Below are 26,801 nucleotides of genomic sequence, written 5' to 3'. Positions count from 1 at the left end.
TTTTTACTCCCGATAACTTATTTTTTTCTCCCGATAACTCTTTTTTAAATAAATTATCTTTAACAATCACATTTTTTACACGTTCAAAGAAGAATTTATGCTTATTCCAATGAAAAGGATTAAAGTCTGTGTTCTTTATTATCTTATTATGTTTAAAGGTAAGATTATTTACCGATTTAGCATACAAAATCGGTTCATCAAACAACTCAAAAATATTATCTTCAATCATAATGTTAGAATGAAAATACTGCTTTTGTGATTCCAAATCAGGAATTTCAGGATAAATTGATATGATTGCATTTGTAAATTGATAGTTTGCCGTTAAAGCATTCACAAAATGATTATTTTTGATGATAACATCACGGCAAGCGCCCGTTTCATACCAACCATTACTGTCGCCGCAAAGCAAAATTGCCGTTCCGTGCGTATGGTCAAACAAGTTTCCTTCACAAACCACCTTTCGGGGCGTACTAAATAGGGCTCCGCGAGCCCGATTATTCCGGATTATATTATTTTTAAAGATAACTTCGGGTGTCCACGTCAAGTTTTCAATAGAATACTGCTTGTCAGAAGTAATTTCTTGTGGGATATTCTCATTTAACTCAATATCAAAGGTCTTCGCACCAAATTCTGAAGGCTTATCCACCGATCGGATAGCTTTTATCTTATAGATTTTCCCATCAGTAAGCTCCATTGTTTTTGCCGAAAGAAACTGCACCTCGTCCCCTACTTCACCCCACAAAAATCCCCACGCTTGTGGGTGCATATACTGCGCGCGGATGGTATTTTCATTAATGCGCTCAATTATTTTCAAATAAGTTCCGTGCACATTAATGGCATCATCACCCATCGCTTCATACAAACCATTTTCCGAGAGTATCAATCCTTTGCAAGCCGAAAAATGCGTAGCATCGGCTTGAGTAGTGAAATAGCGCGCATCATTCGGATTTAAGCAGACAGCAAATTTATTAAGTGTTATATTTTCAGAAAGTTGTGCCAATAATCCCATACCATAAGCGTAATGTATTTTTACGTTTTCGATATATGTATCTTTACAATAATCAACTACGATTGAAGGCGTAGGACGATGATAATTCCGTAATACAAATCGCTCTCCTTTTGCCGTATGTTTATGCTGACTCCATCCTTCTATCTCCAATACATTCGGACGTAGCTCACGCACTTTTTTAGTTTCAAAATCAACATCGGCACGTTGATATGTTAATCTTTTATCTTCCCTGAAAGCCATCACCCATTGCGGAACATATTTATAATCATCAACCTGTATATACAACTTATCATTTTCTATTTTATAATGGTCTTTGGGATATATTTCCACTACCGAAATATCTTTTTCTTTATCCACTTCTATAATTTCAAGTTGTCGCAAATGGGGCGTATGAAAATCTATTGAAAAATTCTTTAAGATTACATTCTGACAATTCTTCAATACAAATGGAATCATTGTTCCGTGAAAAATTAACTCACTTCCATTCCCATCAATCACTACATTTTTTAAATTTTCAAGATAAAAACCTACTTTTTTAGGATTATCTTGGTCGTGATTCGATATATATAGCTCTTTTTCAAAGCTACCATCGGGATAAAAATGATAAATCCCTTTCTTTAAAACAATACTTTTTTCAGTTTTATCATTATTTTTCAGATTTTCTATCTGATTTTTTATTTCCGAAACATAGTTTTTAAAAATTTCCTGTTTTCGGGAAGTATCCGACAGCTTACTTTTACAACCCGACAGTATTATTAATACAAAAAATAGTACAAAATATATTTTTTTCATCTCTAAACAAATTTACATTAATTCCTTATTTTAAAAATAACTATGCAAATATACTAAAATAAACAAAATTACACAACCCATTTTTAATTTTATTTATCAAATAATAGCTAATTAGTACCAAAAAATATAGCATTAATCAATAATATTTTGAGAATAATGCTTTTATAATTCATTTTTTTATTAATTTTGCCATATCATTTAAAGCGATAGTATTCGCAACTAAAAATAAATATATAAACGCAAACAAAACAACTGATATGATTTTAGACAAAGCTATCCAAGATTTTATCCTTGCTAATTTAAATATCAAGGTTACTGATTTAGTGCTAAAAAAACCTATTTTTGATTCTGTTTCAAATAAGGATTTAGCCGAGCAAATTGTCGGAAGAAAAGTAGCACAAAAGAAATTCCCTTTCTTAACTGCAGCAAACATTATCTTTCCTCCGCAACTGAATTTGGAACAAGCCTCATCACAGCAAACAGCTGAATTTAAAGCTGCCGGATTAAGCGGAAACACATTCTTAGACCTCACTTGCGGCTTAGGAGTTGATGCTTTTTTCCTTTCACAAAACTTTAAAGAAGTCCATTTAGTGGAACAAAATCCGACATTATGCAACTTAGTTGCCCATAATTGGGGAGTTTTAAAGCGAACTGCGCACATACATCAAACAACTATCGAGGCTTTTCTCGAAGCAAACCAACAAAAATTCGATGTTGTTTTTATTGACCCGGCACGTCGGGACTCAAATAACCAAAAAAAGTTTTTATTAGACGATTTATCGCCTAACTTACTCCTTATTCAGGAAAAACTGTGGCAAATTACAGACAAAGTGTTGCTTAAACTCTCACCTTTAATCGATATAAAGTATCTTTTGTCCGCACTTGCGAACATTGAACACATAGCTGTCATCGCCGTTAAGAATGATGTAAAAGAGCTTTTCGTTGTTCAGAACAGCCAAAACGCAACCGGAAATATCACTTGCCAATGTGTGAATTTAGACACCGATGATACCGAATTTTCATTCCCAATTGAAGCAATTGACACCTCAAAAGCGGCCTTTTCTGCGCCTAAAACCTTTTTATATATCCCAAATAACGCCTTGTTAAAGTCAGGTGCGTTTAACTTAATCGCAGCTGCGTTCAGGTTGGAGAAATTAGACATCAATACGCATCTATATACGTCCGATGAGTTGAAAGCTAACTTCCCTGGTCGGATAGTAAGAGTCAACTCCATTTCAGCAAAGAACATTGAAAAAGGAGGAAAATACAACCTAATTACTAAAAACTATCCTTTGTCCGTTGATGAAGTAAAAAAGAAGTATAAACTGAAAGAAGGTGGCAGTGATTACTTGATTTTCACCCAATCTATCGGCGGAAAAGAAATACTTATCGGGGAAGTTTTCAAAGCATAGGCAGACTAAAAAATAGCATAAAACCTTTGGTAATATGCTATAATATTACCAAAGGCAGTACAGAAAAAACAGTTTTTTATACGCGGATTTTATTAGCGTTTATCTTTAATCCCGCAAGAAATCCATTGTGATTGTGGCATAGCCAATTTTACTACTTTTTTAGCTTCCCCCAGCTTTTTATAAATATCGTCCATCTTGCTGTTTAAAGCCTCTGTTTTTGCTTTAAGTTGCGCTTTTACCTTTGCTTGTTCATCATTAAGTGCGACAGCTTCCTGACGTGCTTTATCAAGTTCCAAAATAAACTCCTCTGTTAAACCACGTTTAGCAACAGCTTCCTGATGTAATTTCAAACCTGAAATCATTTCTTGAGTTAATGAAATTGTTTCTGCATAACTTTTTTTTGTTTTTGACATAGCTTTTTATTTCTAAAATTAGTTACTTCATTGCAAAGATATAAAATTATTTTTAATCACAAACTATTCTTTAAAATATTTTTTATTTTCTGAAAAAAATACCTAATTTCACTAACTATTACAATCATAACTAATACTTAAAACCTTTATCAAAGTTTAAATCTTTGACAAAGTTATAGTACAATAACATCAACAAAATACCTCCCGATAGCTTTCGGACATTCCCCGATGGTTTTCGGCATATTCCCGACACTATACTTTCATAAAAAAACTTTATAAAAGGTTAAAAATTTTACAAAGTTAATAAATATAAAGTTATCGGGAATATAAATATACATCAAAAATAAACTCCGATAGTTATAAATAAAAAAACTCTTTTTGCAAAAAACTACAAAAAGAGTCAATAATCTATTAATTTAATAGCTATGGAAATATTTTATGTTTTACGGAAAACACAAACACATCACAGAAGTGTTCATTTAGTTGTATTTCGTTTTAAATATGATTTTATAAAAGGAAAAAGAGTTGTATTTTCTTGTTCTGAAAATAGATGTGTTGCGCCTTTAATTATTCTTAATTCCGATTTAGGATAGATTTGATGTGCCTTTTCCGCATACAAAAGCGGAATAAGTTCATCATTTTGTGCGTGAATAAGCAACACTTCATTTTTAAATGCCGGCAATTGTGCGTAAATATCATAAGAAAGTAATCGTTCAAAATACACCTTGCCCAATGTATGCCCTTCAAAAGAAATTGTTTGCGGAATATCATCTACTGATTTGAAAAGATATCTTGCAAAATCGGGAAGACTAAACGCAGCATTGAGCAACACCGCTCCTTTTACCTTTTTAGTATTTTCAGCTGCCGCAATTGCCGAAACAAGTCCGCCTTGGCTGTATCCTAACAGAAAAACGGCATTTTTATCCACAAACGGAAGTCCGCTTAAATGATTCAGCACCGCCACAAGGTCATCAGTCTGTGTAAAAACTGACATTTCTTGCATTGTACCACCACTTCGGCTTCCTACATTTCCACCATAAAAATCGAAACTATACGTAATAAATCCTTCTTTTGCAATAGCTTCTGCATATTGTGAAGCAACAAAGTCGAGACTTCCGCCAAATCCTGTTGCTAATATCACCAAAGGCAAGGGTTGTTTTTCATAACCTTTCGGAGCTATAATTTCACCATAAATAGTTATTTTTTTGTTTCCGTTAGCATAATTTATGCGTAAAGGTTCATTAATTATCGTCCCGACATCATATAACGGTGCATTTACAGATGGATTTTCATCGCCGAGAGCTATCGCATCTGTTCCGACAGGTGAACAAGCCCAAAAACAAGATAACAATAAAGCCCCGACAAGTAGTTTTTGTTTATTCATAACATATTTTTGTTTAAAATGAGATAAAAATTAGCTTTATCAAGCTATCGGAAAAACAAATTATGCTTTCTTTCGGTTTAATATAGGCAACAAAATAAACGAAAGAGTCCCGAAAAAGAGCATCATAACAAATTGTGAAATCCAGACAATCCACCCGAAAGCCGTTCCTATTACCAACGGAATGCCGAAAATTAAAAGTATTTCAGCGATAAAAAACGGATACGACCCGAAACCTCCGTTAGTAAACGTGATAGCAAAACCTCCCACCACGAAAGCCGTAAGTACCGTTGCGAAAGATACCCCAACGGTTTGTTCAAGTGCAAAAAACGGAATGTAAAACATCAAAACGTACATCGCCCATATAAAAATAGTGTGCGCAATAAAGGCATTCCGATTTTGTTTTAGTTTGGCAATCGATAATATTCCCTCTTTCAAGCCGACAACAAACTTACTGATTTTTGCAGCTATCGGGCTTTTCGATTTATATAACCACCAAAAAAAGACAGCTACCGCAACAAGTGCGAAAGTTGCCAACAGCAATAATTTTTGAAACGGAATCTTTGAGAGAAGAAACGCACTTATCAAATCAAATTGAATTATGAAAACCGTTGCCGTGAAAAGCATCAGCAGTATAAAATCAACCACACGCTCAGATATGATTGTCCCGAAGGCTTTATCAAACGGAACTCCGTCATACCGATTTACCACCAAAGCACGTGAAATTTCGCCCGAGCGCGGTATGGTAACGTTCACCAAATATCCGACAAACACTGCCATAACCCGATTGTACGATTTTGTACGATAGCCCAAAGGCGAAAGCAGTAGCTGCCAGCGCAATCCACGTGAAAGATTACTCAAAAAACCAAAAAACATTGACAAACCAACATAAAAATAGTTAGCGCCAACAAATTCTTCTTTTATTTGAGATAGTTGCTCTTCCGAGAATTGATTATATGCAAATGCGCATAAAAAAAGACCTAAACACAGCGGAATAATAATTTTTACGTATTTCATTTTACCGGATAAAACGCCTTGGGCGTATTTAAATTATGCAGGAGGATTATTGAATTTTATTTGTTTTCTCGTCCGGAAAAACGATGGAAGGTTTGAATTGTTTTGCTTTTTCAAAATCCATAATTCCGTAAGAAATAATGATGATAACATCGCCTTTTTGCACCTTTCGGGCTGCGGGCCCATTCAGGACAATATCGCCCGAACCTCGTTTTCCTTTTATGATGTAAGTTTCCAAACGTTCGCCGTTGTTTACATTCACGATGGCAACTTTCTCGCCTTCAATCATATTGGCGGCGTTAAGCAAATCTTCGTCGATGGTGATGCTGCCCACGTAATTCAGATCTGCCCCCGTAACGGTAACCCGATGGATTTTTGATTTTAGTACTTCTATCTGCATTTTTTTGTTTTAAAAAAGTCGGTGGCAAAGATAGAACTAAAAGTCGAAAGTAGAAAAATTAGCCACAGAAAAGTTTAAATCGGCTTGTGACAGTAAAACAAAAAGCGTGAAGCAACACGCCTCACGCTTTTCACCAAAAACATCACTTAATTAAGATTATTGACCTAGTAAGCCCTTTACTCTTTGGAAGTTAGCGCTATCGCCCAAAGCTCCGTAAATATTTTTAAGCTGTTCCAAAATCGTTTCGTTCTTACCTTGTGTTTTTAGATAATTTTCCAAAACCTCAGCCCCTTTTTTGAAGAATCCGTCTTTTTGCTCTCTCAATTCTTCATATTTCATCGTGTCAGCTTTTGAATTGCCCAAGGTATTCATTTGCTCAACCAATGCGTTTCCTTCATTGATGTAAGTTGTTGAAATATTGAGTGCTGCATCGGCATAATCAGGACGGATTTTAATAGCTTGTTCAAAGGCTTTACGCGCTTCAAGAATGTTGCCCTGTTGCATATTAATCACCCCGATATTGTACTGCAAATCTGCATTTTGAGGTTCTAATTTTGATGCCTCTTGCATTAACTCTTTGAATTTATCTTTGTTATCCAATTGCAAATGAATAGAAGCCTCTTGCACAATTAAATTGGCATCGTTTGGATAGTTTTTACGCGCTTCGGCAAAAGCAGCCAATGCTTCGTCATTTTTGCCTTGCTCCACGTAAATATAAGCAACGTTTTTAACAATTTCAGCACGTTTTGAAGGCGTTTTTTCATTTCGCGGACTCACGTGCGTACCACCTTTAACCATCAAATCACGCTGATTTTTACTACCAAAAGCCTCTTCTTTGCCGGTTTGCTTTTCTTTTGCGTAGTACACCATTTCTGTTCCGTCATAATTGATGTCTTTCAGCTCTTTGTAATGTTTCAAAGCCGTGTCATAATTTTTGTCTTGCACGGCAACCACGGCTGCGTTGTACAAAAACACGGTATCTTTCGGATTCAAGCGATACACTTGCTCAAAAGCCATCGTTGCTTTTTTAAAATCCTTGCGCTCATACGACTCTTGCGCTTGTTTTACGGCAATGGCAGTAGCTTCATCAACAAAAGGCAACATTTGCGTTGCATATTTTCCTTTTTCGCCCTCCAATTCTCTTACTTTTGAAAAAGCCATCGACGCACTTTGAAGCGAAGTACTCACATTTACGTTTTTCTTAGCATTTGCCAAGTTCATTTGCCCTTCCAAAAAGTAATACTGAGGCGCAAACTCTTTGCTTGCTGTCGCCACTCCTTTGATTTGTTCCAAAGCCGATTTGGCAGCCGTTAAATCCCCTTTTTTGATTTGTTTTTCAACTTCTCTTAATTCCTTTTTTTGTCCGAATGCAACAGCCGATACCAACAGCGCTGATGCAACTACTAATGATTTTTTCATCTGTTTTGTTTTTGAAATTATTTTATATTTTATCACAAGCCAAAGCAAGCATAAACTTTGCCAAAAAATGTTTTTCGGCAAAGTTTATATGATTTTATCCTTCAACTTCTGTATTTGTTTCGGTATTTTCGTCAGAAACGCCGGCTTCGTCCTCCTCTTCTTTCATTACTTTGGCAACCGCCGCAATGGAGTCATTTCCTTTGATGTTTATCAAACGAACCCCTTGTGTGGCACGACCCATAATGCGTAAATCGTCTATCGGCAAGCGAATGGCAATTCCTGATTTGTTGATAATCATCAAATCTTCGCCCGGAAGCACACTCTTGATGGCTACCAAATTTCCGGTTTTTTCGGTGATGGAAATGGTCTTCACACCTTTTCCGCCACGATTGGTAATTCGGTAAACTGCCTCGCCCGTTTCCGGTTCATCGATGTAGGAGCGTTTTCCGTATCCGTTTTCCGAAACCACAAGCACGGTTTCTTCCTGCGGATTTTCAATGGCAATCATCCCGACAACTTCATCATTTTCAGTATCTAAATCAATACCACGAACACCTTGCGAATTACGCCCAACGGCACGCACTTTATCTTCGGCAAAACGAATGGCACGCCCCGATTTCACCGCCAACATCAATTGGCTGTTACCCGAAGTAAGTTTCGCTTCAAGCAATTCGTCGCCTTCTTTAATGGTGATGGCGTTAATTCCGTTTTGACGCGGACGAGAATATTGCTCCAACAAGGTTTTTTTAACAATCCCTTGCTTGGTGGTCATTATCAAATAGTTATTATTGATATATTCTTCATCTTTCAGATTTTGAACACTCACAAAAGCCTTCACTTTATCGTCTTGTTCAATATTGATAAGGTTCTGAATGGCACGCCCTTTTGAAGTTTTGCTTCCTTCGGGAATTTCGTAAACCCGCATCCAGAAACATTTTCCTTTTTGCGTGAAGAAAAGCATATATTGGTGGTTTGAACTCACAAACAGATGCTCCAAAAAGTCTTGGTCACGCGTGGTTGATGCCTTCTGACCTACGCCGCCTCGGTTTTGCGTTTTGTACTCGGCAAGTGAGGTACGTTTGATGTAACCCGCGTGCGAAATAGTGATAACCATCGTTTCATCAGGAATCATATCTTCCACACTGAACTCCCCGCCGGCGTATTCAATTTGTGAACGACGCGAATCACCGTACTTTTCTTTCACTTCAAGCAATTCTTCCTTAATTATTTCGGTACGACGTTCTTTACGAGCCAAAATATCTTCCAAATCGGTGATTAATTTTTTGATTTCTTCATATTCGGCACGCAATTTATCTTGTTCAAGACCCGTAAGCTGACGCAAACGCATCTCAACAATGGCTCGTGACTGAATTTCAGAAAGTTCAAAACGTTTCATCAATCGCTCACGTGCCTCATCGGGGCTTTCTGACGAGCGAATAATGGCAATTACTTCATCAATATTATCCGAAGCGATGATTAATCCTTCTAAAATATGGGCTCTTTCTTTGGCTTTGCGAAGTTCAAATTCCGTACGGCGATACACCACATCATAACGATGCTCCACAAAATAATGAATCAACTCTTTCAAATTCAACAACTGCGGACGACCGTTTACCAATGCAATGTTATTGACACTGAACGATGATTGCAACGCCGTGTGTTTGAACAAATTGTTCAAAACCACATTCGGAACGGCATCGCGTTTAAGCACGTAAACGATACGCATACCGCCACGCCCTGATGATTCATCACGAATTTCGGTAATTCCGTCGAGTTTTCCGTCTTTTATAAGGTCGGCAGTTTGTTTTACCATCAAAGCCTTATTCACCTGATACGGAATTTCAGTAACCACGATGCATTCTTTGCCTTTAACCTCTTGGATATCGGCTTTTGCACGCATTACCACGCGTCCGCGTCCGGTTTTGAAAGCCTCACGAACGCCTTCGTATCCGTAAATGATTCCCCCTGTTGGGAAGTCGGGCGCTTTTACATATTTAATAAGGTCATCAATTTCGATATCAGGATTATCAATATAGGCTATTGTACCGTCCACCACTTCGCTGAGATTGTGCGGAGCCATATTGGTTGCCATACCCACGGCAATCCCCGACGAACCGTTCACGAGCAAACTCGGAATTCGGGTTGGTAACACGGTGGGTTCCTGCAAGGTATCGTCAAAGTTCAGTTGATGATCAACAGTTTCTTTTTCGATGTCGGCAAGCATATCTTCCGATATTTTACGCATACGGGCTTCGGTGTAACGCATTGCCGCAGGCGAGTCCCCATCAATTGAACCGAAGTTTCCTTGCCCATCAACCAACATATAACGCATATTCCACTCTTGTGCCATACGAACCATCGTATCGTACACTGACGAGTCACCGTGCGGGTGGTATTTACCCAGCACTTCCCCCACGATTCTCGCGGATTTTTTATAAGCTCTGTTACTTAAAACGCCCAGCTCGTACATCCCGAAAAGCACACGGCGATGCACCGGTTTTAAACCATCGCGAACATCGGGCAACGCCCGCGAAACAATTACCGACATTGAATAATCAATGTAAGCGGATTTCATCTCATCACCAATATCAACCGGAATGAGTTTTTCTCCTTCTGTCATAATTAAATTTTACTATATTCTTATGTTTAATAAATCAACGGGCTAATGTACGAAAAATATTCATAACAACGCACAAAAATTATTGTTTTTTTATGCACTTCGCAAAAACAAAGCTGATAATAAATACGTTACATAATTATATACATACCCTACATTTAGCGTAATTTGTTGTATTTATGGCTTTAAAACAATTTAATACCCAACGCTAACAATCCTTCTTTTTACGCTTAAAAAAGGAATACAATTTCAGTTTTTCAGCTAAAAAACATTTTTAAAGTAACTATTTTTCGTATCAAACATAGCTATTTTTTTTACGAAATATAGCTAATTTTCGTTCAAAACATAGCTAATTTCACTTCAATTCGGACTTTTTAAAGAAAGAATTGTCCGGTCGGGTTTTGGAATGCCATACTATAAAAACAATAAAACCACACGTTTAAATTCGTTTATAAAAAAAGGAGATTTACACCATTGCAAACCTCCTTTTTCTGTTTATAAACTACGCTTCGCAACTGCTGCAATTTACGAAATTCATAATCATCTCTTTGGCAACGGACTGGCTGCGCTGATAGTACAAGGTTTTTACGCCTAACTTCCACGCCTCAATGACTACTTTGTTCACGTCTTTAATAGGCATAATGGACGGAATGTTCAGGTTCAGGCTCTGCGCTTGGTCGATGTACACCTGCCGTTGCGCCGCCTGCGTTACGATTTCCATCGGTGAGATTTCTTTAAAGGTCTTGAACACGTTTTTCTCTTGCTGGGTGAGTTCCGGCAAATGCTGCACCGAACCGTCATTAAGGCGTATGCTGCGCCACGTATCTTCGTTGTTGATTCCTTTTTCTTCCAACAGGCGCGTTAGGTATTTGTTCTTACGCATAAAGTTCCCTTTGGCTAAGCCTACCTTATAATAGTTACTCGCATACGGCTCAATGCCCGGCGAGACTTGCCCCAAAATGGCTGAGCTTGATGTTGTTGGCGCAATCGCCATTGTGGTGGTGTTGCGTCTGCCGTATCCTTTTAACACCTCGGGTTCCCCGTAAATGTGCGCCAGTTCTTGCGAAGCCTTTTCGGCTTCTTCCTGAATGTGACGGAACGCGCGCGCATTAAACTGCGTGGCTTCGAAGCTCTCGAACGGTATCATATTCTTCTGTAAATAGGAATGATACCCCAAAACACCCAAGCCTAATGCCCGATGGCGAATAGCGAAGTTGCGGGCCGATTGCAGGTAGTAGTTATCTTTCGTCTTTTCAATAAACTCAGAGAGCACGGCGTCTAAGAAAAATACGGCTAACTTTACCGCCTTCGTGTCTTTCCATTCATCAAAAAGCTCCAAGTTCATTGATGAAAGACAACAGATAAACGACTCATCTTCACAGGACGGCAGCATAATTTCACTACACAGATTGCTGGCACGAATCGGCATATTTAGGTCTTTATACACCTGCGGACGATTGCGATTCACGTTATCGGTGAAGAAAATGTACGGCAGCCCTTTCTGCTGACGGCTTTCCAAAACGCGTGCCCAGAGCCTGCGTTTGTCCAAATCGCCATCAATCATTTCCTGCATCCAGTAGTCGGGAACGCACAAACCAAAGAAGAGATTTTGAATGGGGAAACCTACGTCTTTTATTTGAAGGAACTCCTCAGCATCGGGATGGTCAATATCCAAGTAAGCCGCAAATGCGCCACGACGCACGCCCCCTTGCGAGACAACGTCCATAGCCGAATCGAACAATTTCATAAAACTCACCGCTCCGCTTGACTTTCCGTTATCGGTAACCGCCGAACCGCGACTGCGCAGTTCCCCGAAATATCCTGATGTTCCGCCACCAATCTTGGTTTGCATTATCACTTCGCCCATTTTGTGTGTGATACCTTCGATGCTGTCGGGCACGTGAACATTAAAGCAAGAAATGGGCAAGCCGCGTTCGGTTCCCATATTCGCCCATATCGGGGAAGAGAAACTAATCCAGCCTTTGGTAATCATCTCTTTGAACGCCGGTTGCAATTCGGGTTTGTAAAGGCGACGAGCAGCCGCGTGGGTAATGCGATCGATAGCACCCTCTACCGTTTCTCCCTTTAACAAATAACCGCGATTGAGTATCTGTTCTGACTCTTCGTTAAGCCACCATATGTTGGTTTCTTCGTTCATATTGACTTGTTTTTTAGTGTTAATGTTATCGTTTTATATAATTATTTATGTATTTCTTACGGTTGTTTTTATCAGTTTCTTCCTTCAAGAAAGAAGAAATATATGTATCTTTTTAGTTTACCAAACGTATTTTACAATTAAACTCGACGTACTGAATATTTTGGGCGAATGGCGATTTATCCCAACGGAGACATATCAAATGTTTCGGGCGAATTGCAATTCGCCCCTACGGAGACGCGCCAAATATTTTGAACAAACGGTAATTTACCACAATGGAAACGTACCGAATGTTTTAGGAAAATGGTAATTTACCACAATGGAAACGCACCGAATATTTTGGGCGAATTGCAATTCGCCCCTACGGAAACGTATCAATTCAATACCCCACACTTTTCTTTTAAAAAATTTCTTCTTGTCATCCATAAAAATGTGACGTCGCAATTTGCAAAATCATACCTCGCATTTTCTGAAATGATACGTCGCAGTTTTAAAACTTGTACGTGCGATTTTTTAGTGTCTGCCCGTTAATTTTATCTATCCAGACAAACCATTAAAAACAAACGCTTTGTCTATTTTATCCTTTCCTACCTAAAAATTTCAAGAACATTCTTTTTGTATTTCAAAAGTCATACGGTTAGGCTACCTTTTTAAAACGTCTATTTTATTTGAAAAATCAATCCGTTTCCACCAAAAACCGCTGACAAGCCTCCAACTCGCCTACTTTTACTTTATTAATATGCGTAAAGGTTACGTTAGGGTCTGCCTGCACAAATTGTTCAGCCTTTTTGATGCAATAATCAATTTTGTAGGCTACTGAAATGCAAACCCGATGACCGTTTACCAACCCCATACCCATATAAATGTATGCCCCTAAGCGGAAATCGGGCAGGCTCACCGCGTCAATTTCTTTTTGAATCTGTGTTGATACTTTCATAATTTATATTGTTTTTATTATTTCAAACCGATGAGCATTTGCAATACAACGGATGTTTTACCTAAACACCTCATTTGGACAAGGCTTTTTGCAGGGCTTCTGACAAGGATTCATACCGAAAAGCGAACCCCGCCGCCTTTGTCTTTTCGTTGGACACACGGCTTCCTTCAAGCAGCAGCACCGCCATTTCACCGAACATACACCTTATTATATAAGCAGGAACATTGGGCAACCACAACTTTTGTTGCAACGCGTTGGCAATGGCTTTCATTAGTTCGGCATTGGTTACCGCTTCGGAAGCCACCACATTGAACGCCCCGCTAATATCAGTTGAAAGGGCAAACTGTACAAACCGACATACATCATCAACATCAACCCACGTTACGTATTGCTTGCCCGTTGCAAGCGCCGCTCCGAATCCGTAGCGCACAGTAGCTGCCATTTGCGGTAGTGCACCCGCCTCGCCACTGAGCACCGTTCCCAACCGCATAATAACCACACGCCGGCTCACCGCTTCAAAGGCTTCTGCCGCCTGCTCCCACTGCACACATACGTCGCTTAAAAAGTCTGCCCCGTGCGGGTCGGTTTCGGTAAAGATGCGTTCGGTGGTTTGAGTTCCGTAGTACCCCACCGCCGAAGCACTTATAAAGGTTTGCAACATCACGCCCCGCTCTTTCAAACATTGCAACAACAATGCTGCTGATTGCACCCTACTATCGCAAATTTTTTGCTTTTGCTTTCGGCTCCATCGCTTTTGCGCCACCGATACCCCCGCCAAATGGATAAGGTGATTAACCCCTTCGAGTGCCTCAGCAGCGACGTATCGTTTATCAATATCCCAAAGAAATTCGTTTGACGCAAGCGGTTCGCGCGTGAGAAACCGCAGTGTATAGCGCTCCGCCAACACCGATGAAAGCCTGCGTGCCACCATACCGTTAGCTCCGGTAATCAGTACGATTTCTTTTTTCATTTATACACAAAAATTCAAAAGCCCTAAAACTTTAACGCAAAACATCAGGGCGATAATTCATTATCAAACAATCAATTAGGATATACAGATAAAGAGGTAGTAGGTATTTTATCCTTTTCTTGTCGCGCAAAGATACGTTTATAATTTTCATTTCTTACATACCTTTTTAAATAACTTTTCAACAAAGATTTTAACAATTTAAGCAAGTATGGTCGTATCAATTAGTTAGAATAAACCCGAAGAAAAGCGGGCTCTTTTGCGTTTGTTTGCGTCCGACACATCAACCGACAAGTGACTCGGCAACACACCTTCCAACCGACTCAAACTCCGTTAGCGACAAGCTGTTTAGTTCATACGTAAGAATCACAACAAACTATTTTTCAAACCATTACAAAACAGCAAATAACCCAAAAATACCTTTTTGAAAGTTTTGAACAACCAACCTGACAACTCGCAATAAAACACCTATATAATATATGGTATCAACGCTAATTTTTATAATTTTGTAAACTGATTTTTTTTCGTACTTTTGCACGGATTTTAATAAAACGAAATACGGCTTAAAATGAAGGCATTAAATCATTTTCGGGCTGTAAAACACCTAAAAAAGTAATATGAAAGCAGGAATTGTAGGGCTTCCCAACGTGGGGAAATCCACCTTATTTAATTGTTTGTCAAACGCAAAGGCACAGAGTGCGAACTTTCCGTTTTGTACCATCGAACCGAACTTGGGCGTGGTGAACGTTCCCGACCCCCGATTGGAAAAGCTCGAAGAATTGGTAAAACCCGAGCGCGTACTGCCCGCCACCGTTGAAATCGTGGATATTGCCGGATTGGTAAAAGGAGCCAGCAAAGGCGAAGGATTGGGCAATCAGTTTCTCGGTAACATTCGCGAGTGCAACGCCATCATTCACGTGCTTCGCTGCTTTGAAAACGACAACATCGTGCACGTGGACGGAAGCGTAAATCCCATTCGCGACAAAGGAACCATCGACGTGGAACTGCAACTCAAAGACCTCGAAACCGTTGAAAAACGCCTCGATAAAGTAAACCGAGCCGCCAAAGCGGGCGATAAAAAAGCTGCCAAAGAACAAGAACTCTTAAACCGAATTAAAACCACGTTGGAATCGGGCAACTCGGCAAGAGCCGTACAAATCGCTGATGATGAACAGGATTTGATGGATTCGTTCCAACTGCTTACCGCCAAGCCTATATTATATGTGTGTAATGTTGATGAGGCTTCTGCCAAAAACGGCAACAAATACGTGGAGCAAGTGAAAGAAGCCGTGAAGGACGAAAACGCCGAAGTGATTGTTTTGGCGGTCGCCACCGAAGCCGACATCACCGAATTGGAAAGCTACGAAGAGCGACAAATGTTTTTAGAAGACATCGGGTTGGACGAGCCGGGAGCTTCCAAACTGATTCGGGCGGCGTACAAACTGCTTAATTTACAGACATATTTTACGGCAGGCGTGAAGGAAGTCCGTGCGTGGACGATTCATCAAGGCGACACCGCACCCAAAGCGGCGGGCGTTATCCATTCCGATTTTGAAAAAGGATTCATTCGTGCCGAAGTAATCGCCTACGACGATTTTGTTACCTACGGAAGCGAAGCCAAAGTGAAAGAAGCCGGCAAAATGCGTGTGGAAGGCAAGGAATACATCGTGAAAGACGGCGACGTGATGCACTTCCGTTTTAATGTGTAATTTATCTTATTCCAATCAAAAATAAGGATAACACGGCAAAAATAGAGGTTGCTTTTGCCGTGTTATCCGTCTTTTTTTGATAAAAAATCAATAAATTCTTTGATGCAACTAAAAAATCATCAAAAACAACAATCAGTTCAATAACAACTCATTAAGCAAACTGATTTCTTAAAATTAAATAATAAAAACATAAAAAAATAATAAAAAGCGTGCAGAATTAGAATTAATTATTTAGTTTTGCCTGATGTTAAGAAAAAACAAAGATTACTATGTTAGTATTACAAGCACCTATTGAAACGGCAAACGTTACAAGTGAAACCGCTGTTATTGAAGAAAAAACACTGTCGGTTATGGATATGATACTCAATGGCGGCACTGCCAGTACCGTTATCATAGCCGTACTTTTTGTGATGTTGGCAGTTGCCTTATTCATCTATTTTGAGCGATTGTTTGCCATTAAATCGGCATCGAAAATCGATAAAAACTTTATGATGAAAATTCGCGACGGAATTTCAGCCGGAAAATTGGACGCTGCCCGAATGTTCTGCGTTCAATCAAACACACCGGTAGCACGCCTTATTGAAAAAGGAATTTCACGCATTGGCAAACCACTTGAAGACATTAACAAAGCCATTGAAAACGCCGGAACGCTTGAAGTTTACAAATTGGAGAAAAACACCGCCATTTTGGCAACCATTGCCGGAGCCGGACCGATGATTGGCTTTTTGGGTACGGTTGTGGGTATGATTGTATCGTTCCACGAAATGGCTTCTGCCGGAGGTCAAGCCGAAATGGGTGCCTTAGCAGGCGGTATTTACACGGCAATGTCCACCACCGTGGCAGGACTTATCGTAGGGATTATTGCCTACATCGGCTATAACCACTTGGTGGTACAAACCGATAAAATCGTTCACCAAATGGAAGCCAACGCCGTTGAATTTTTAGACCTATTGAACGAGCCGGTATAACAAAACCTCACTAAAAAATACAAAAATGAAAATAAGAGGTAGAAATAAAGTCAGCCCCGAGTTCAGTATGTCGTCAATGACCGACATCGTGTTTTTGTTGTTGGTTTTCTTTATGATTACGGCAAACAGCCCCAATGCACTTGATTTACTTTTGCCCAAAGCCAAAGGAAAATCAACCAACACACAGAACGTTTCCGTGAGCATCAATAAAGATTTAAACTATTTTATTGATAAAAAACCCATTGACGTTGCTAATTTGGAACAAGAATTGCGAACGGCTTTACAGGGCGTGGACAAACCCACCATCATCTTACGGGTGGAAGAAAGCGTACCGATTGAAAAAGCCGTAACCGTAATGGACATCGCCAATCAAAATCAGTACAAAGTGATTTTGGCAGTACGTCCAAAATAATTTTTTTATGAGTTTAATTGACACAGCACATAAACGCAAATCACTTACCATCACCATTTTAATAATGGGGATTGTTACGTTTTTACTTTTTTTTGCCGGACTAAAATACTTAGACCCGCCCCCTGAAAACGGAATAGATGTGATTTACGGCGTTGATTTACAAGGAATGGGCGAAAGAACTCCGCCACCAAGCGCTTCAAAGCCACAAACCGCTCCGCCCGAAACTGTTACCAAGCCGGAAGAAACCTCATCGGAAGAACCCAAAGAGAATCTTTTAGCGCAGGATAACGACGAAGAGATAGCTGTGCCAACAGAGCCCAAAAAACAGGAAAAGAAAAAGGAAAGCCCGAAAAAGGAGAAACCCAAAGAAAACACTAAAAAAGAAGTTACCGAAAAACCAAAAGAAGAGCCCAAACCTTCAAAAGAAACCACCGATGCGCTATCAAGCATTTTGGGGGCTGCCAATGCCGGAGGAAACGCCTCAGGAGGGCAGGGTGATGACAACATAGCCGGTTACAAAGGAAGCCCCGACGGCAATCCTTATGCAAACAGTTACTACGGTTCGGGAGGTTCCGGAACAGGAGGCAAAGGCTGGGGACTCAAAGGAAGAAGCATTCAAGTCGAAGGATATGTACCACAAGAATGCAACGAATCAGGGACGATTGTGGTTCAAATTGAGGTAGATAGAGACGGAAAGGTTGTAAAAGCTACCCCGGGAGTAAAAGGCTCTACCAGTCGTGAACCCTGTCTGTTGGATGCCGCCCGAAAAACGGCTTTCAAACACAAATGGAATGCCGATTCAAATGCGCCTGCCCGCCAAGTTGGATTTATTGTAATTAACTTTAAATTAGGCGAATAAAATTCTTTTTTACACACATAAGGATGAGATAATTTAAAAATTGTTCACAAAATTTTTAAGTTATCTCATTTTGTATCAAGCTACTATTTATAATGAATTACCAAGAAACACTCTCGTGGCTGTTCGGTCGTTTGCCGATGTTCCAAAACCAAGGCAAAAAAGCACTGAACCACAAATTAGACAACATTCAAAAACTTGTTTCGTTTTTAGGAAATCCGCATACCAAATTCAAATCGCTGCATATTGCCGGCACCAACGGAAAAGGTTCGTCAAGCCATATGTTGGCTTCCGTTCTGCAAGAAGCGGGCTACAAAGTGGGATTGTACACATCACCACACTTAAAGGATTTTCGGGAACGCATCAAAATAAACGGAATAGAAATAACTGAAAATGAAGTAATTGATTTTGTAAAAAAACACAAATCGTTTTTTGAAGAAAATCATCTTTCTTTTTTTGAAATGACCGTTGGTTTGGCTTTTGATTATTTCGCTAAGGAACAAGTAGATATCGCCGTGATTGAAGTTGGTTTGGGCGGGCGGTTTGATTCCACCAATATCATAAATCCCGAAGTTTCGCTCATCACCAATATTTCCAAAGACCACACCGATATTTTGGGCAATACGCTTGCTAAAATTGCCGTTGAAAAAGCCGGAATTATCAAAAAAAATACGCCCGTAGTCATCAGTGAACGCAATGAAGAAACAGCTTCCGTATTTGTTGAAAAAGCAAAAAAGGAAAACGCTCCCATCATTTTCGCTTCTTCCATCACAACGGATTTAAACACTGATTTACAAGGACTTTACCAACAAAAAAACATAAAAGGCGTACTTGCCGTATTGGATTTTCTGCGGAATGATTTTTGGGAAATTTCCGATGAAAACATCAAAAACGGATTGCTAAATGTAGTGAAAAATACGGGACTGAAAGGGCGATGGCAAACCCTGTCGGAAAATCCGAAAATCATTTGCGATACGGGGCATAACGAAGCCGGATTAGCGTACGTCATTGAGCAAATTTCAAAGCAATCATATGACAATCTGCATCTTGTTTTAGGTTTTGTAAAGGAAAAAGATGTTGAAACCGTGCTGGATATGTTCCCCAAAAAGGCACACTATTATTTTTGTAAACCCAATATTCCCCGTGGATTAGATGTTGAAATTTTAACTGAAATGGCTTCCCGAAAAGGATTAATCGGAAAAGCCTATACATCTGTTAATGAAGCACTAACAGCTGCAAAAAAACACAGTTTACCTTCGGATTTTATTTTCGTTGGCGGAAGCACTTTTGTGGTGGCTGAAATTGTTTAGGGAAAGGTGAAGTGGTGAAGGGTGAAAAAGGTAAGTGAATAAAAATCATAAAAATGTTATTTTGCAATTTTCACAATAACAAATAATTACGCTTTTTCAATCAAAAAAATGAAAAAAAACACAAAAATATTTGGAACTTTATATGTAATTGTAGTATATTTGCACCCGTAAAAACAAGGATAGGCGGGAGTAGCTCAGTTGGTAGAGCGTCAGCCTTCCAAGCTGAATGTCGCGAGTTCGAACCTCGTCTCCCGCTCAAAAGAAAAGCAACCTAAAAAGGTTGCTTTTTTATTTTCTTAATTATGCTAAAACATACTTATTAAACTCATTTATTTTCAACACATTAGTATCTAAAAAATTATAAAGACATTCCGATATATCTTTTTCTTCAAAAGGTAATTCCAAAACTAATTCGGTAAATGATTGAGGGCTCTGTTTTAACAAAGCGATTATTTTATTTTCTATTTCCTTCATATCCACCGAAATAGAAGGATTTTTTGAAACACACACGGAACAAATTCCACACGCTTCTGCTTTCTTTTCGCCAAAATACGTTAATAACTGCACACTTTTGCAGATGGTGTCATCAAGTATATAACGGAACATAGCTTGCTGTAAATCAGTCTTATTATTGGTATATTCTTTCAAATTTTTAGCAACTGAATTGATAGTACGATCATCATCCCTTGGCACTTTAAAAACAATTTCAGCATCAGTACTTTCACTCGTATAAGACACAATACCGGCTTGTTGCAACTTTTGAAGCTGTTCCGTAATTTTTGTGGTATCCATTCCTGTTTTCTGGGCAATTTTTTCAATATTTATCGGAAGGGTTTGCTCATAAATACCGGGAAAATTACGCAAAAGATAAAATACAAGATCTTTAAAATCAGCATTCGTTTTCAAATAATTGATAATTTCATAGCTTGACGGCAAAAACTGCAAGGTTGCCTTATTGTGAAAATTTTGGCTGAGCGAAATTACCGAAAGCCTGTCAAGCATCAAAAGCGCATTGTAGGTTTTCTGAAAATGCAAACCATAACGCTTGCAAAAATCAGAAAACTGGAATTGCAACGGAATTTCCGCTCCCTCACCATAAGCTATTTTAAAATAGGCATTCAATTTGGCGTAGATAAGTTTGAGATATTGAGTGTCAATTATTTGTTCTTTTAACTGATTTTCTGCATTTTGCAAATCAAAATCATCATACAACAACACGGCATACGATTTCTGACCATCACGCCCTGCCCTGCCCGCTTCTTGAAAATAATCTTCAATTGTTGTAGGGATTTCCCAATGGATAACGGTTCGAACATCGGGCTTATCAATCCCCATTCCGAAGGCATTGGTGGCAACCATCACTTGAATATCACCTAACAACCAAATACTTAGCTTTTTATTTTTTTCATCAGCCGAAAGCCCGCCGTGAAAAAAAGTTGCCAAAATTCCTCGTTCTTGCAAATATTCCGCTAAATGAATCGTAGCGTTACGACTGCGAACATACACTATGGAACTACCTTGATTTTTCTTTAAAATTTGTTCCAATCGCTGCCACTTGGCATCGGTTTTAAAAACCATATAAGCGATGTTGGAACGCTTTAACGATGTGGAAATGACCGTTGCTTTTTCGATACCCAACTGTTGCACAATGTCATTCTGCACCTTTTCCGTAGCCGAAGCGGTCAATGCCAACATCGGCACGTTTGGAAACTGTTCTTTCAGCCATTTGCATTTCAAATATGCCGGACGAAAATCCTTCCCCCAGTGGGAAACACAGTGCGCCTCATCAATAGCTATTAAATTGACGTTCATTTGCTTGATAAAACTCTGAACCACTTCTTGATGCAAACGCTCGGGCGACAGGTACAGAAATTTATAATTACCACATATTGCATTACTTAGCAATCGCTCCAAATCGGCATATGAAATACCTCCGGCTATGGAAAGTGCCTTGATGCCTCTGCTTTTGAGGTTTTCAACTTGGTCGGTCATAAGCGCTACCAAAGGCGAAACCACAATGCAAATACCCTCTTTTACTAATGCAGGAACTTGAAAGGTAATGGATTTTCCGCCTCCGGTTGGCATCAATGCCAAAGTGTCATTTCCTTGCAAAACAGATGTCACAATACGGGTTTGAGGCTCACGAAACGAATCGTAACCCCAGTATTTTTTGAGTATGGCAAGCGGTGTATTCACTTATCATTAAGCTATTTTAACGAGGTAACTATCACTTTATCAGTGCAGTTTTCAACCGTTATTTCTACTTTTTTTCCTTGTAATTCACCTTCAATCACATATTTTTTGCACGGAGAGGCATTCACGTCACTTTTTGAAAAAAGCACATCGCCTTGCGTGAAAATAACGGCAAGTTCTTCTTCTGAAACTAGAACGTTTGATGAAATTTCAACATTTTTGGAACGTAAATCCTTCAAAACCCTACAATTAGGGAAATAACAAAATTCGTCTGTTCCTTTCTTTTTAAAGAAGAAAGCCACAATTACAATACCCAGTGAAAGCCCTATGGCGTAATATCCTATGCGTTGCAGTATCGACATTTTTTAGTAAATAAATCTGTAAATCAAATAAATAACAAATCAATAGGCTTATACGGAAGTCCGAACCACTCTGACACTGTACTGTTTGTCAGCACCCCGTGATAAAAATAAAGCCCGTTTCGGAAGCCCTTATCGGTATGTAAAATATTTTCGATACCGCCTTCTTCTCCTATCTTTAATATAAAGGGCATCAGTATGTTACTTAATGTAAACGAAGCCGTTCGGGCATAGCGCGAAGCCATATTCGGCACACAGTAATGTACCACATTGTGTTTGATAAAGGTCGGATTTGCCAAGGTAGTAACACGGCTGGTTTCAATGCACCCACCGGTGTCGATACTGGCATCAACAATTACAGAACCTTTTTTCATCAACTGTACCATATCTTCATTGATTATCACGGGGGCACGATTCGCTCCCCGCATCGCTCCGATAAGAACGTTACAGCGCATTAAAGCCTTTTTCAAGATTTTAGGTTGCAAAGTTGAAGTGAAAACGGGTGCGCAAACATTTTGTTTAAGGCGACGCAAATTTGCCAATGAATGGTCAAATACTTTTACGTTAGCACCCAGCCCGATAGCCGAACGCACCGCCGCTTCCGTGATATCATTCGCCCCGAGAAAAACCACCTCAATGGGCGGCACTCCCGTAATATTTCCAAAAAGAAGCCCCCCGCCTCCGTTGGAAGTTTCGGCAATCAACTCAGCAGCAATCAAAACCGAAGCTTCTCCTGTAATTTCACTAATTGATTGTAAAACAGGAAAGTTACGCTCATCATCTTGAATATATTCAAAAGCCAAAGCTGTAATTTGCTTTTTGGAAAGTGCCTCAAAATAGTCCTTTTCCTGTGTTTTTATTTGCAAAGCCGAAATCAAAACGGATTTCGGGCGCAGGTAATCAATCTCGGTTTTGGTGGGCGGTTCCACCTTTAAAACAATCGGACAGGCAAAAACTTGCTGCGTGTCATACGCAATTTCAGCTCCTGCTTCGCTATAATCCGTATCCGAAAAATTGGCACTTTCACCCGCCCCTGATTCTATCAATATCTGATGCCCGTTGGCTACCAAAACAGCCACATCGTCAGGTGCTAAACAAATGCGTCGTTCTTGAAAGGTGCTTTCTTTTGGCAAACCTATCTTTAAGGAATTCCGTTGATTGGACACTGCCAAGCACTCTTCCTGAGGCAAAAATTTTGAAAATGTAGATAATGATGGCATAATTTTCTACTTGTAAAAACCACAAAGATAAAACGCCCAACGTAAAGAAACAAACATATTAATAAAAGATTTTCAAAACACTCATTTTTAATTGATTGCAAGAATAAGTTCAGAGATAACAACTCGTAAAAAAGCACCATATTTAATTTGAATTACGCATAGTGCTAAAAAAATTAATATTTTTTTAACATCACAAATTAAAAGTTACCGCTATTTTTGCCCCGTGATTCAACGATATATAAGCATATTATTAACAACACTCATTTTGTACTCTAATTCAGGGTGGGCTTTGGCGTTTCATTATTGTGGTGATGAAATTGCCTCCGTTTCGTTGGATTTTTTGCACTCAACTTCCTCACAAACTGATTGTTGCCCGATAGACGAAAGTTGTTGTGCCAACAGCGATGAACACAGTAATTGTTGTGATAATCAAACGTTTGAATCGTCAAGTTCTGAAAATAAAGTCATTACACAAATTTTCAAGCTGACATTTTCAACATTTCTACCTTCTGAAACGCAATTCTTTCATTTTCAAAATACGGAAAACATAAAATCCAAAAAAAGTACGCCTGCTTTTTATGTGGATTTGAATGCGCCTCCGCTATACACACTTTATTGCCAACTCGTATTTTATGCGTAATTGATTTTCATTAATGTAATACACTGAAAATAACCAGATTTACATTTAACTAAAAATCAAATTAGTAACGCAACGGGAATTTATTCTCAAAAATATTCCCATCATAAATACGAAAAAAAATAATGAATAAATACTTTTTTTACATAGGGCTATTTTTGCCCTTGATGCTCTTTTCACAAGGTTATGAAAAAGGGCAAGTTATTGATGAAAATCAAATGCCTATGGCGGGCGTAAATGTCTATTGGAACGGAACAAGCATAGGCGTTTCAACCGATGAAAACGGAAATTTCACCATCAAAAAAACGCCAAATTCCGGCACGTTAATTTTTAGCTATATCGGATATAAAACTCAGAAAGTCAATACACTTTCAGAATCAGTTACAAGCGTGCAAATGCAACCTGATAACAATCTGGACGAAGTGGTTGTAAGTCAAAAAAGAGCTGCTACCATCCGTTCAAAATACCAAGTTGCTGATATTCAAATAATGAGCAGTAAAGAACTTTTAAAAGCTGCTTGCTGTAACCTTTCAGAAAGTTTTTCTACAAATCCGTCTATCGACGTAAATTTTTCTGATGCCGTCACCGGAAATAAACAAATTAAAATGTTGGGGCTTACAAGTCCGTATATTTTAATGGCAGAAGAAAACGTTCCCACGCTTCGGGGTGCTTCACAAGCTTACGGACTATCGTTCATCCCGGGTACTTGGGTTGAAAGTATCCAAATCACAAAAGGAGCAGGAAGCGTTATCAATGGATTTGAAAGCATCTCAGGGCAAATAAATTACGAAATTTTAAAACCCGCTACCGACTTTCCTTTTTATTTAAATCTGTACGGCTCACAAGACAGTCGTTTGGAAGCGAATGCCCACGTGAACCAGAAACTCTCTGACAAATGGAGCACTACGCTTTTCGCTCACGGAAACATTCGGCAAGCAAAAAACGATCACAATCACGACGGTTTTATTGACCATCCCATCGGAAATCAAATTAATTTGTTAAACCGATGGCAATTTACTGATTCTGAGAAAGGATGGGTAGGTTTTCTGAACATAAATTATTTGAAAGACGAACGACAAGCCGGCGAAATGCAATTTAACCCAGCAAAAGATAAATTTACTACAAATACGTGGGGAAGCCAAATATTTTCCGAAAGAATAACCGCTTCAAATAAAATCGGTTATGTTTTCCCCGAAGCATCTCACAAAAGCATCGGTTTTCAAAATTCATTTCAATCGTATCAGCAAGACTCGTATTTCGGTCTGAATCAGTATGATATAAAGCAACGTAGCTTCTATTCCAACTTGATTTACAATTCCATCATAAGCAATGTGAAGCATAAATTTTCAACGGGAATAAACTTTGTTTATGACAACTTTAATGAATTGGTAACAAACAACTTAACCGTTGATTTTTCACGAACCGATCGGTCATTTGGTGGCTTTTTTGAGTACACCTATGACAACTTGGCAAATTTCAGTTTAGTAGCCGGAATTAGAGCCGATACGCACAACCGATTAGGCAATTTTATAACGCCCCGACTGCATTTACGATACAATCCGTGGGCAGATGCCGTGTTTAGAGCCTCTGCCGGACGCGGAAAACGAGTGGCAAACATTTTTGCTGAAAATCAACATTTTTTTGCGTCCAACAGGCAATTTGAAATCCGAAATAATAACGGAAAAATCTACGGATTGCATCCTGAAATTGCGTGGAATTACGGCGGAAGTTTTTCACAATCGTTTCGCATCTTCAACAAAAATGCCGAAATTACCGTTGATTTTTACCGAACTCACTTTGAAAATCAAATAGTTGTTGATACCGATGCTTCACCACAAAAAGTTTTATTTTATGACTTAAACGGAAAAAGTTTCGCTAATTCATTTCAAACAGAACTGAGCATCACGCCGTTACGTGGTTTGGATTTTAAAACTGCCTATAAATTTTATGACGTACAAACTCAATTTTTGAGCGGGCAGGCCGAAAAACCGCTTACGCCCAAACATCGTTTTTTTGCTAATGTAGCGTATGAAACTCCCGAACGGAATCACAAAAAATGGGCGTTTGACCTGACGTACAACTGGCTTGGAGCGCAACGACTTCCATCAACAAAAAGTAATCCAAAAGCCTTTCAAACAGCTGATTACGCTCCTGCTTTTGCCGTGATAAATGCGCAAATAACCAAAACGTTTTCACACGAATTTGAAATTTACATAGGTGGTGAAAACATCGGAAATTACAAACAAGAAAACGGAATTTTAGCGGCAAACGACCCTTTTGGAATGTATTTTGATAGCACTTTACTGTACGCTCCTTCGTTTGGACAAATGTATTATGCAGGATTGCGATTTAAAATCAGAAATTGGACAAAAAACACTCAAAAATACTTATAAAATGAAGAAAATTTTAATTTTTACAACTTTATTTTGCTTTTTCGGGCTGCTTATGGCACAAGAATCACCCAATAAGAACAAAAAAGTGGAATTTCCCGTAGGCGGTAACTGCAAAATGTGTAAAAAACGCATTGAAAAAGCTGCCTATTCGGTAAAAGGCGTTAAAAGTGCCGATTGGAATGTTGAAAGTGGCAATATGCAACTTGTTATCGACGAACGGAAATGCTC

The 26,801-nt window shown here is 39.0% G+C and carries 22 protein-coding genes and 1 tRNA gene; 10 read left to right on the top strand and 13 right to left on the bottom strand.

Features of this window, described 5'->3' with window-relative positions:
* On the bottom strand, window positions 1–1,801 hold a 1,801-nt coding region (locus tag Q4D72_RS06730), incomplete at its 3' end, for an alpha-1,3-galactosidase B (RefSeq protein WP_303076936.1).
* 257 nt (window positions 1,802–2,058) lie between these two features.
* Between Q4D72_RS06730 and Q4D72_RS06725 the strand changes: the two genes are divergently transcribed.
* Window positions 2,059–3,213 carry an RsmD family RNA methyltransferase gene (locus Q4D72_RS06725; RefSeq protein WP_303076934.1) on the top strand — a complete coding sequence of 385 codons (1,155 nt, stop codon included), beginning with the start codon at window positions 2,059–2,061 and terminating at the stop codon, window positions 3,211–3,213.
* Window positions 3,214–3,305: 92 nt separating this feature from the next.
* On the opposite strand, the gene Q4D72_RS06720 is transcribed toward Q4D72_RS06725, so the two are convergent.
* The 9 genes from Q4D72_RS06720 to Q4D72_RS06680 form a co-directional block, all read right to left on the bottom strand.
* A complete protein-coding gene (locus Q4D72_RS06720; RefSeq protein ID WP_303076932.1) occupies window positions 3,306–3,626 on the bottom strand; it encodes a hypothetical protein in 321 nt (106 codons plus the stop codon).
* A 475-nt stretch (window positions 3,627–4,101) separates the two neighbouring features.
* Window positions 4,102–5,010: an alpha/beta hydrolase gene (locus Q4D72_RS06715; RefSeq protein WP_303076931.1), complete on the bottom strand. Its 909-nt coding sequence runs from the start codon at window positions 5,008–5,010 to the stop codon at window positions 4,102–4,104.
* Window positions 5,011–5,070: 60 nt separating this feature from the next.
* Window positions 5,071–6,024, bottom strand: a complete 954-nt coding sequence (locus tag Q4D72_RS06710) for a lysylphosphatidylglycerol synthase transmembrane domain-containing protein (protein ID WP_303076930.1) — start codon at window positions 6,022–6,024, stop codon at window positions 5,071–5,073.
* A gap of 46 nt (window positions 6,025–6,070) precedes the next feature.
* A complete protein-coding gene (gene panD, locus Q4D72_RS06705; RefSeq protein ID WP_303076928.1) occupies window positions 6,071–6,421 on the bottom strand; it encodes an aspartate 1-decarboxylase in 351 nt (116 codons plus the stop codon).
* Window positions 6,422–6,577: 156 nt separating this feature from the next.
* Window positions 6,578–7,840 (bottom strand): lipopolysaccharide assembly protein LapB, encoded by a 1,263-nt coding sequence (locus Q4D72_RS06700; protein WP_303076926.1) that lies wholly within the window; start codon window positions 7,838–7,840, stop codon window positions 6,578–6,580.
* 94 nt (window positions 7,841–7,934) lie between these two features.
* On the bottom strand, window positions 7,935–10,460 hold the full coding sequence (gene gyrA / locus Q4D72_RS06695; protein WP_303076924.1) for a DNA gyrase subunit A: 2,526 nt from the start codon (window positions 10,458–10,460) through the stop codon (window positions 7,935–7,937).
* A 499-nt stretch (window positions 10,461–10,959) separates the two neighbouring features.
* A complete protein-coding gene (locus Q4D72_RS06690) occupies window positions 10,960–12,639 on the bottom strand; it encodes a ribonucleoside-diphosphate reductase subunit alpha (protein ID WP_303076940.1) in 1,680 nt (559 codons plus the stop codon).
* 649 nt (window positions 12,640–13,288) lie between these two features.
* Entirely contained in the window at window positions 13,289–13,549 is a 261-nt protein-coding gene (locus Q4D72_RS06685) for a hypothetical protein (RefSeq protein ID WP_303076923.1), read from the bottom strand.
* Between the two features lie 70 nt (window positions 13,550–13,619).
* Window positions 13,620–14,519, bottom strand: coding sequence for a TIGR01777 family oxidoreductase (locus Q4D72_RS06680; RefSeq protein WP_303076921.1), 900 nt, complete (start codon window positions 14,517–14,519; stop codon window positions 13,620–13,622).
* 614 nt (window positions 14,520–15,133) lie between these two features.
* Here Q4D72_RS06680 and ychF point away from each other — a divergent pair.
* The 6 genes from ychF (at window position 15,134) to Q4D72_RS06650 (ending at window position 20,027) form a co-directional block, all read left to right on the top strand.
* Complete coding sequence (ychF, locus tag Q4D72_RS06675) at window positions 15,134–16,225, top strand: redox-regulated ATPase YchF (RefSeq protein WP_303076920.1); 1,092 nt, start codon at window positions 15,134–15,136, stop codon at window positions 16,223–16,225.
* A 269-nt stretch (window positions 16,226–16,494) separates the two neighbouring features.
* Window positions 16,495–17,193: a MotA/TolQ/ExbB proton channel family protein gene (locus Q4D72_RS06670; RefSeq protein ID WP_303076919.1), complete on the top strand. Its 699-nt coding sequence runs from the start codon at window positions 16,495–16,497 to the stop codon at window positions 17,191–17,193.
* Window positions 17,194–17,218: 25 nt separating this feature from the next.
* Window positions 17,219–17,605, top strand: coding sequence for a biopolymer transporter ExbD (locus tag Q4D72_RS06665; protein ID WP_303076918.1), 387 nt, complete (start codon window positions 17,219–17,221; stop codon window positions 17,603–17,605).
* 7 nt (window positions 17,606–17,612) lie between these two features.
* Window positions 17,613–18,464, top strand: a complete 852-nt coding sequence (locus tag Q4D72_RS06660) for an energy transducer TonB (protein ID WP_303076916.1) — start codon at window positions 17,613–17,615, stop codon at window positions 18,462–18,464.
* A gap of 92 nt (window positions 18,465–18,556) precedes the next feature.
* Window positions 18,557–19,771, top strand: coding sequence for a folylpolyglutamate synthase/dihydrofolate synthase family protein (locus Q4D72_RS06655; protein WP_303076915.1), 1,215 nt, complete (start codon window positions 18,557–18,559; stop codon window positions 19,769–19,771).
* 183 nt (window positions 19,772–19,954) lie between these two features.
* Window positions 19,955–20,027: transfer RNA gene (locus Q4D72_RS06650), tRNA-Gly, on the top strand.
* A 44-nt stretch (window positions 20,028–20,071) separates the two neighbouring features.
* Here the strand turns inward: Q4D72_RS06650 and Q4D72_RS06645 are convergent.
* The 3 genes from Q4D72_RS06645 to Q4D72_RS06635 are packed head-to-tail and all read right to left on the bottom strand — an operon-like array spanning window position 20,072 to window position 23,543.
* Window positions 20,072–21,967: an ATP-dependent DNA helicase RecQ gene (locus Q4D72_RS06645; RefSeq protein ID WP_303076914.1), complete on the bottom strand. Its 1,896-nt coding sequence runs from the start codon at window positions 21,965–21,967 to the stop codon at window positions 20,072–20,074.
* Window positions 21,968–21,978: 11 nt separating this feature from the next.
* On the bottom strand, window positions 21,979–22,326 hold the full coding sequence (locus tag Q4D72_RS06640; RefSeq protein ID WP_303076913.1) for a DUF4258 domain-containing protein: 348 nt from the start codon (window positions 22,324–22,326) through the stop codon (window positions 21,979–21,981).
* 23 nt (window positions 22,327–22,349) lie between these two features.
* Window positions 22,350–23,543 (bottom strand): alanine dehydrogenase, encoded by a 1,194-nt coding sequence (locus Q4D72_RS06635; protein WP_303076911.1) that lies wholly within the window; start codon window positions 23,541–23,543, stop codon window positions 22,350–22,352.
* Between the two features lie 265 nt (window positions 23,544–23,808).
* Here Q4D72_RS06635 and Q4D72_RS06630 point away from each other — a divergent pair, with 265 nt between their 5' ends.
* From Q4D72_RS06630 to Q4D72_RS06620, 3 genes are all read left to right on the top strand, one after another.
* Window positions 23,809–24,183 (top strand): hypothetical protein, encoded by a 375-nt coding sequence (locus tag Q4D72_RS06630; protein WP_303076909.1) that lies wholly within the window; start codon window positions 23,809–23,811, stop codon window positions 24,181–24,183.
* Between the two features lie 119 nt (window positions 24,184–24,302).
* Window positions 24,303–26,573 (top strand): TonB-dependent receptor, encoded by a 2,271-nt coding sequence (locus tag Q4D72_RS06625; RefSeq protein WP_303076938.1) that lies wholly within the window; start codon window positions 24,303–24,305, stop codon window positions 26,571–26,573.
* 1 nt (window position 26,574) lies between these two features.
* A partial coding sequence (locus tag Q4D72_RS06620; RefSeq protein ID WP_368502035.1) for a heavy-metal-associated domain-containing protein occupies window positions 26,575–26,801 on the top strand: 227 nt, incomplete at its 3' end.

The sequence above is a fragment of the Capnocytophaga sp. genome, from assembly GCF_030532915.1.
In the GTDB taxonomy this organism is placed as follows: domain Bacteria; phylum Bacteroidota; class Bacteroidia; order Flavobacteriales; family Flavobacteriaceae; genus Capnocytophaga.
The sequence above is the reverse complement of the archived record's forward strand: the minus strand, read 5'-3'. Positions and strand labels throughout refer to the sequence as shown.

Excerpts from the sequence above, each read along its gene's own strand:
- Q4D72_RS06640 (WP_303076913.1), bottom strand. The coding sequence starts at position 22,326 with ATGTCGATACTGCAACGCATAGGATATTACGCCATAGGGCTTTCACTG.
- Q4D72_RS06700 (WP_303076926.1), bottom strand. The coding sequence starts at position 7,840 with ATGAAAAAATCATTAGTAGTTGCATCAGCGCTGTTGGTATCGGCTGTT.
- Q4D72_RS06635 (WP_303076911.1), bottom strand. The coding sequence starts at position 23,543 with ATGCCATCATTATCTACATTTTCAAAATTTTTGCCTCAGGAAGAGTGC.
- gyrA (WP_303076924.1), bottom strand. The coding sequence starts at position 10,460 with ATGACAGAAGGAGAAAAACTCATTCCGGTTGATATTGGTGATGAGATG.
- Q4D72_RS06715 (WP_303076931.1), bottom strand. The coding sequence starts at position 5,010 with ATGAATAAACAAAAACTACTTGTCGGGGCTTTATTGTTATCTTGTTTT.
- Q4D72_RS06660 (WP_303076916.1), top strand. The coding sequence starts at position 17,613 with ATGAGTTTAATTGACACAGCACATAAACGCAAATCACTTACCATCACC.
- Q4D72_RS06685 (WP_303076923.1), bottom strand. The coding sequence starts at position 13,549 with ATGAAAGTATCAACACAGATTCAAAAAGAAATTGACGCGGTGAGCCTG.
- Q4D72_RS06710 (WP_303076930.1), bottom strand. The coding sequence starts at position 6,024 with ATGAAATACGTAAAAATTATTATTCCGCTGTGTTTAGGTCTTTTTTTA.
- Q4D72_RS06665 (WP_303076918.1), top strand. The coding sequence starts at position 17,219 with ATGAAAATAAGAGGTAGAAATAAAGTCAGCCCCGAGTTCAGTATGTCG.
- Q4D72_RS06670 (WP_303076919.1), top strand. The coding sequence starts at position 16,495 with ATGTTAGTATTACAAGCACCTATTGAAACGGCAAACGTTACAAGTGAA.
- panD (WP_303076928.1), bottom strand. The coding sequence starts at position 6,421 with ATGCAGATAGAAGTACTAAAATCAAAAATCCATCGGGTTACCGTTACG.
- Q4D72_RS06725 (WP_303076934.1), top strand. The coding sequence starts at position 2,059 with ATGATTTTAGACAAAGCTATCCAAGATTTTATCCTTGCTAATTTAAAT.
- ychF (WP_303076920.1), top strand. The coding sequence starts at position 15,134 with ATGAAAGCAGGAATTGTAGGGCTTCCCAACGTGGGGAAATCCACCTTA.
- Q4D72_RS06720 (WP_303076932.1), bottom strand. The coding sequence starts at position 3,626 with ATGTCAAAAACAAAAAAAAGTTATGCAGAAACAATTTCATTAACTCAA.
- Q4D72_RS06655 (WP_303076915.1), top strand. The coding sequence starts at position 18,557 with ATGAATTACCAAGAAACACTCTCGTGGCTGTTCGGTCGTTTGCCGATG.
- Q4D72_RS06680 (WP_303076921.1), bottom strand. The coding sequence starts at position 14,519 with ATGAAAAAAGAAATCGTACTGATTACCGGAGCTAACGGTATGGTGGCA.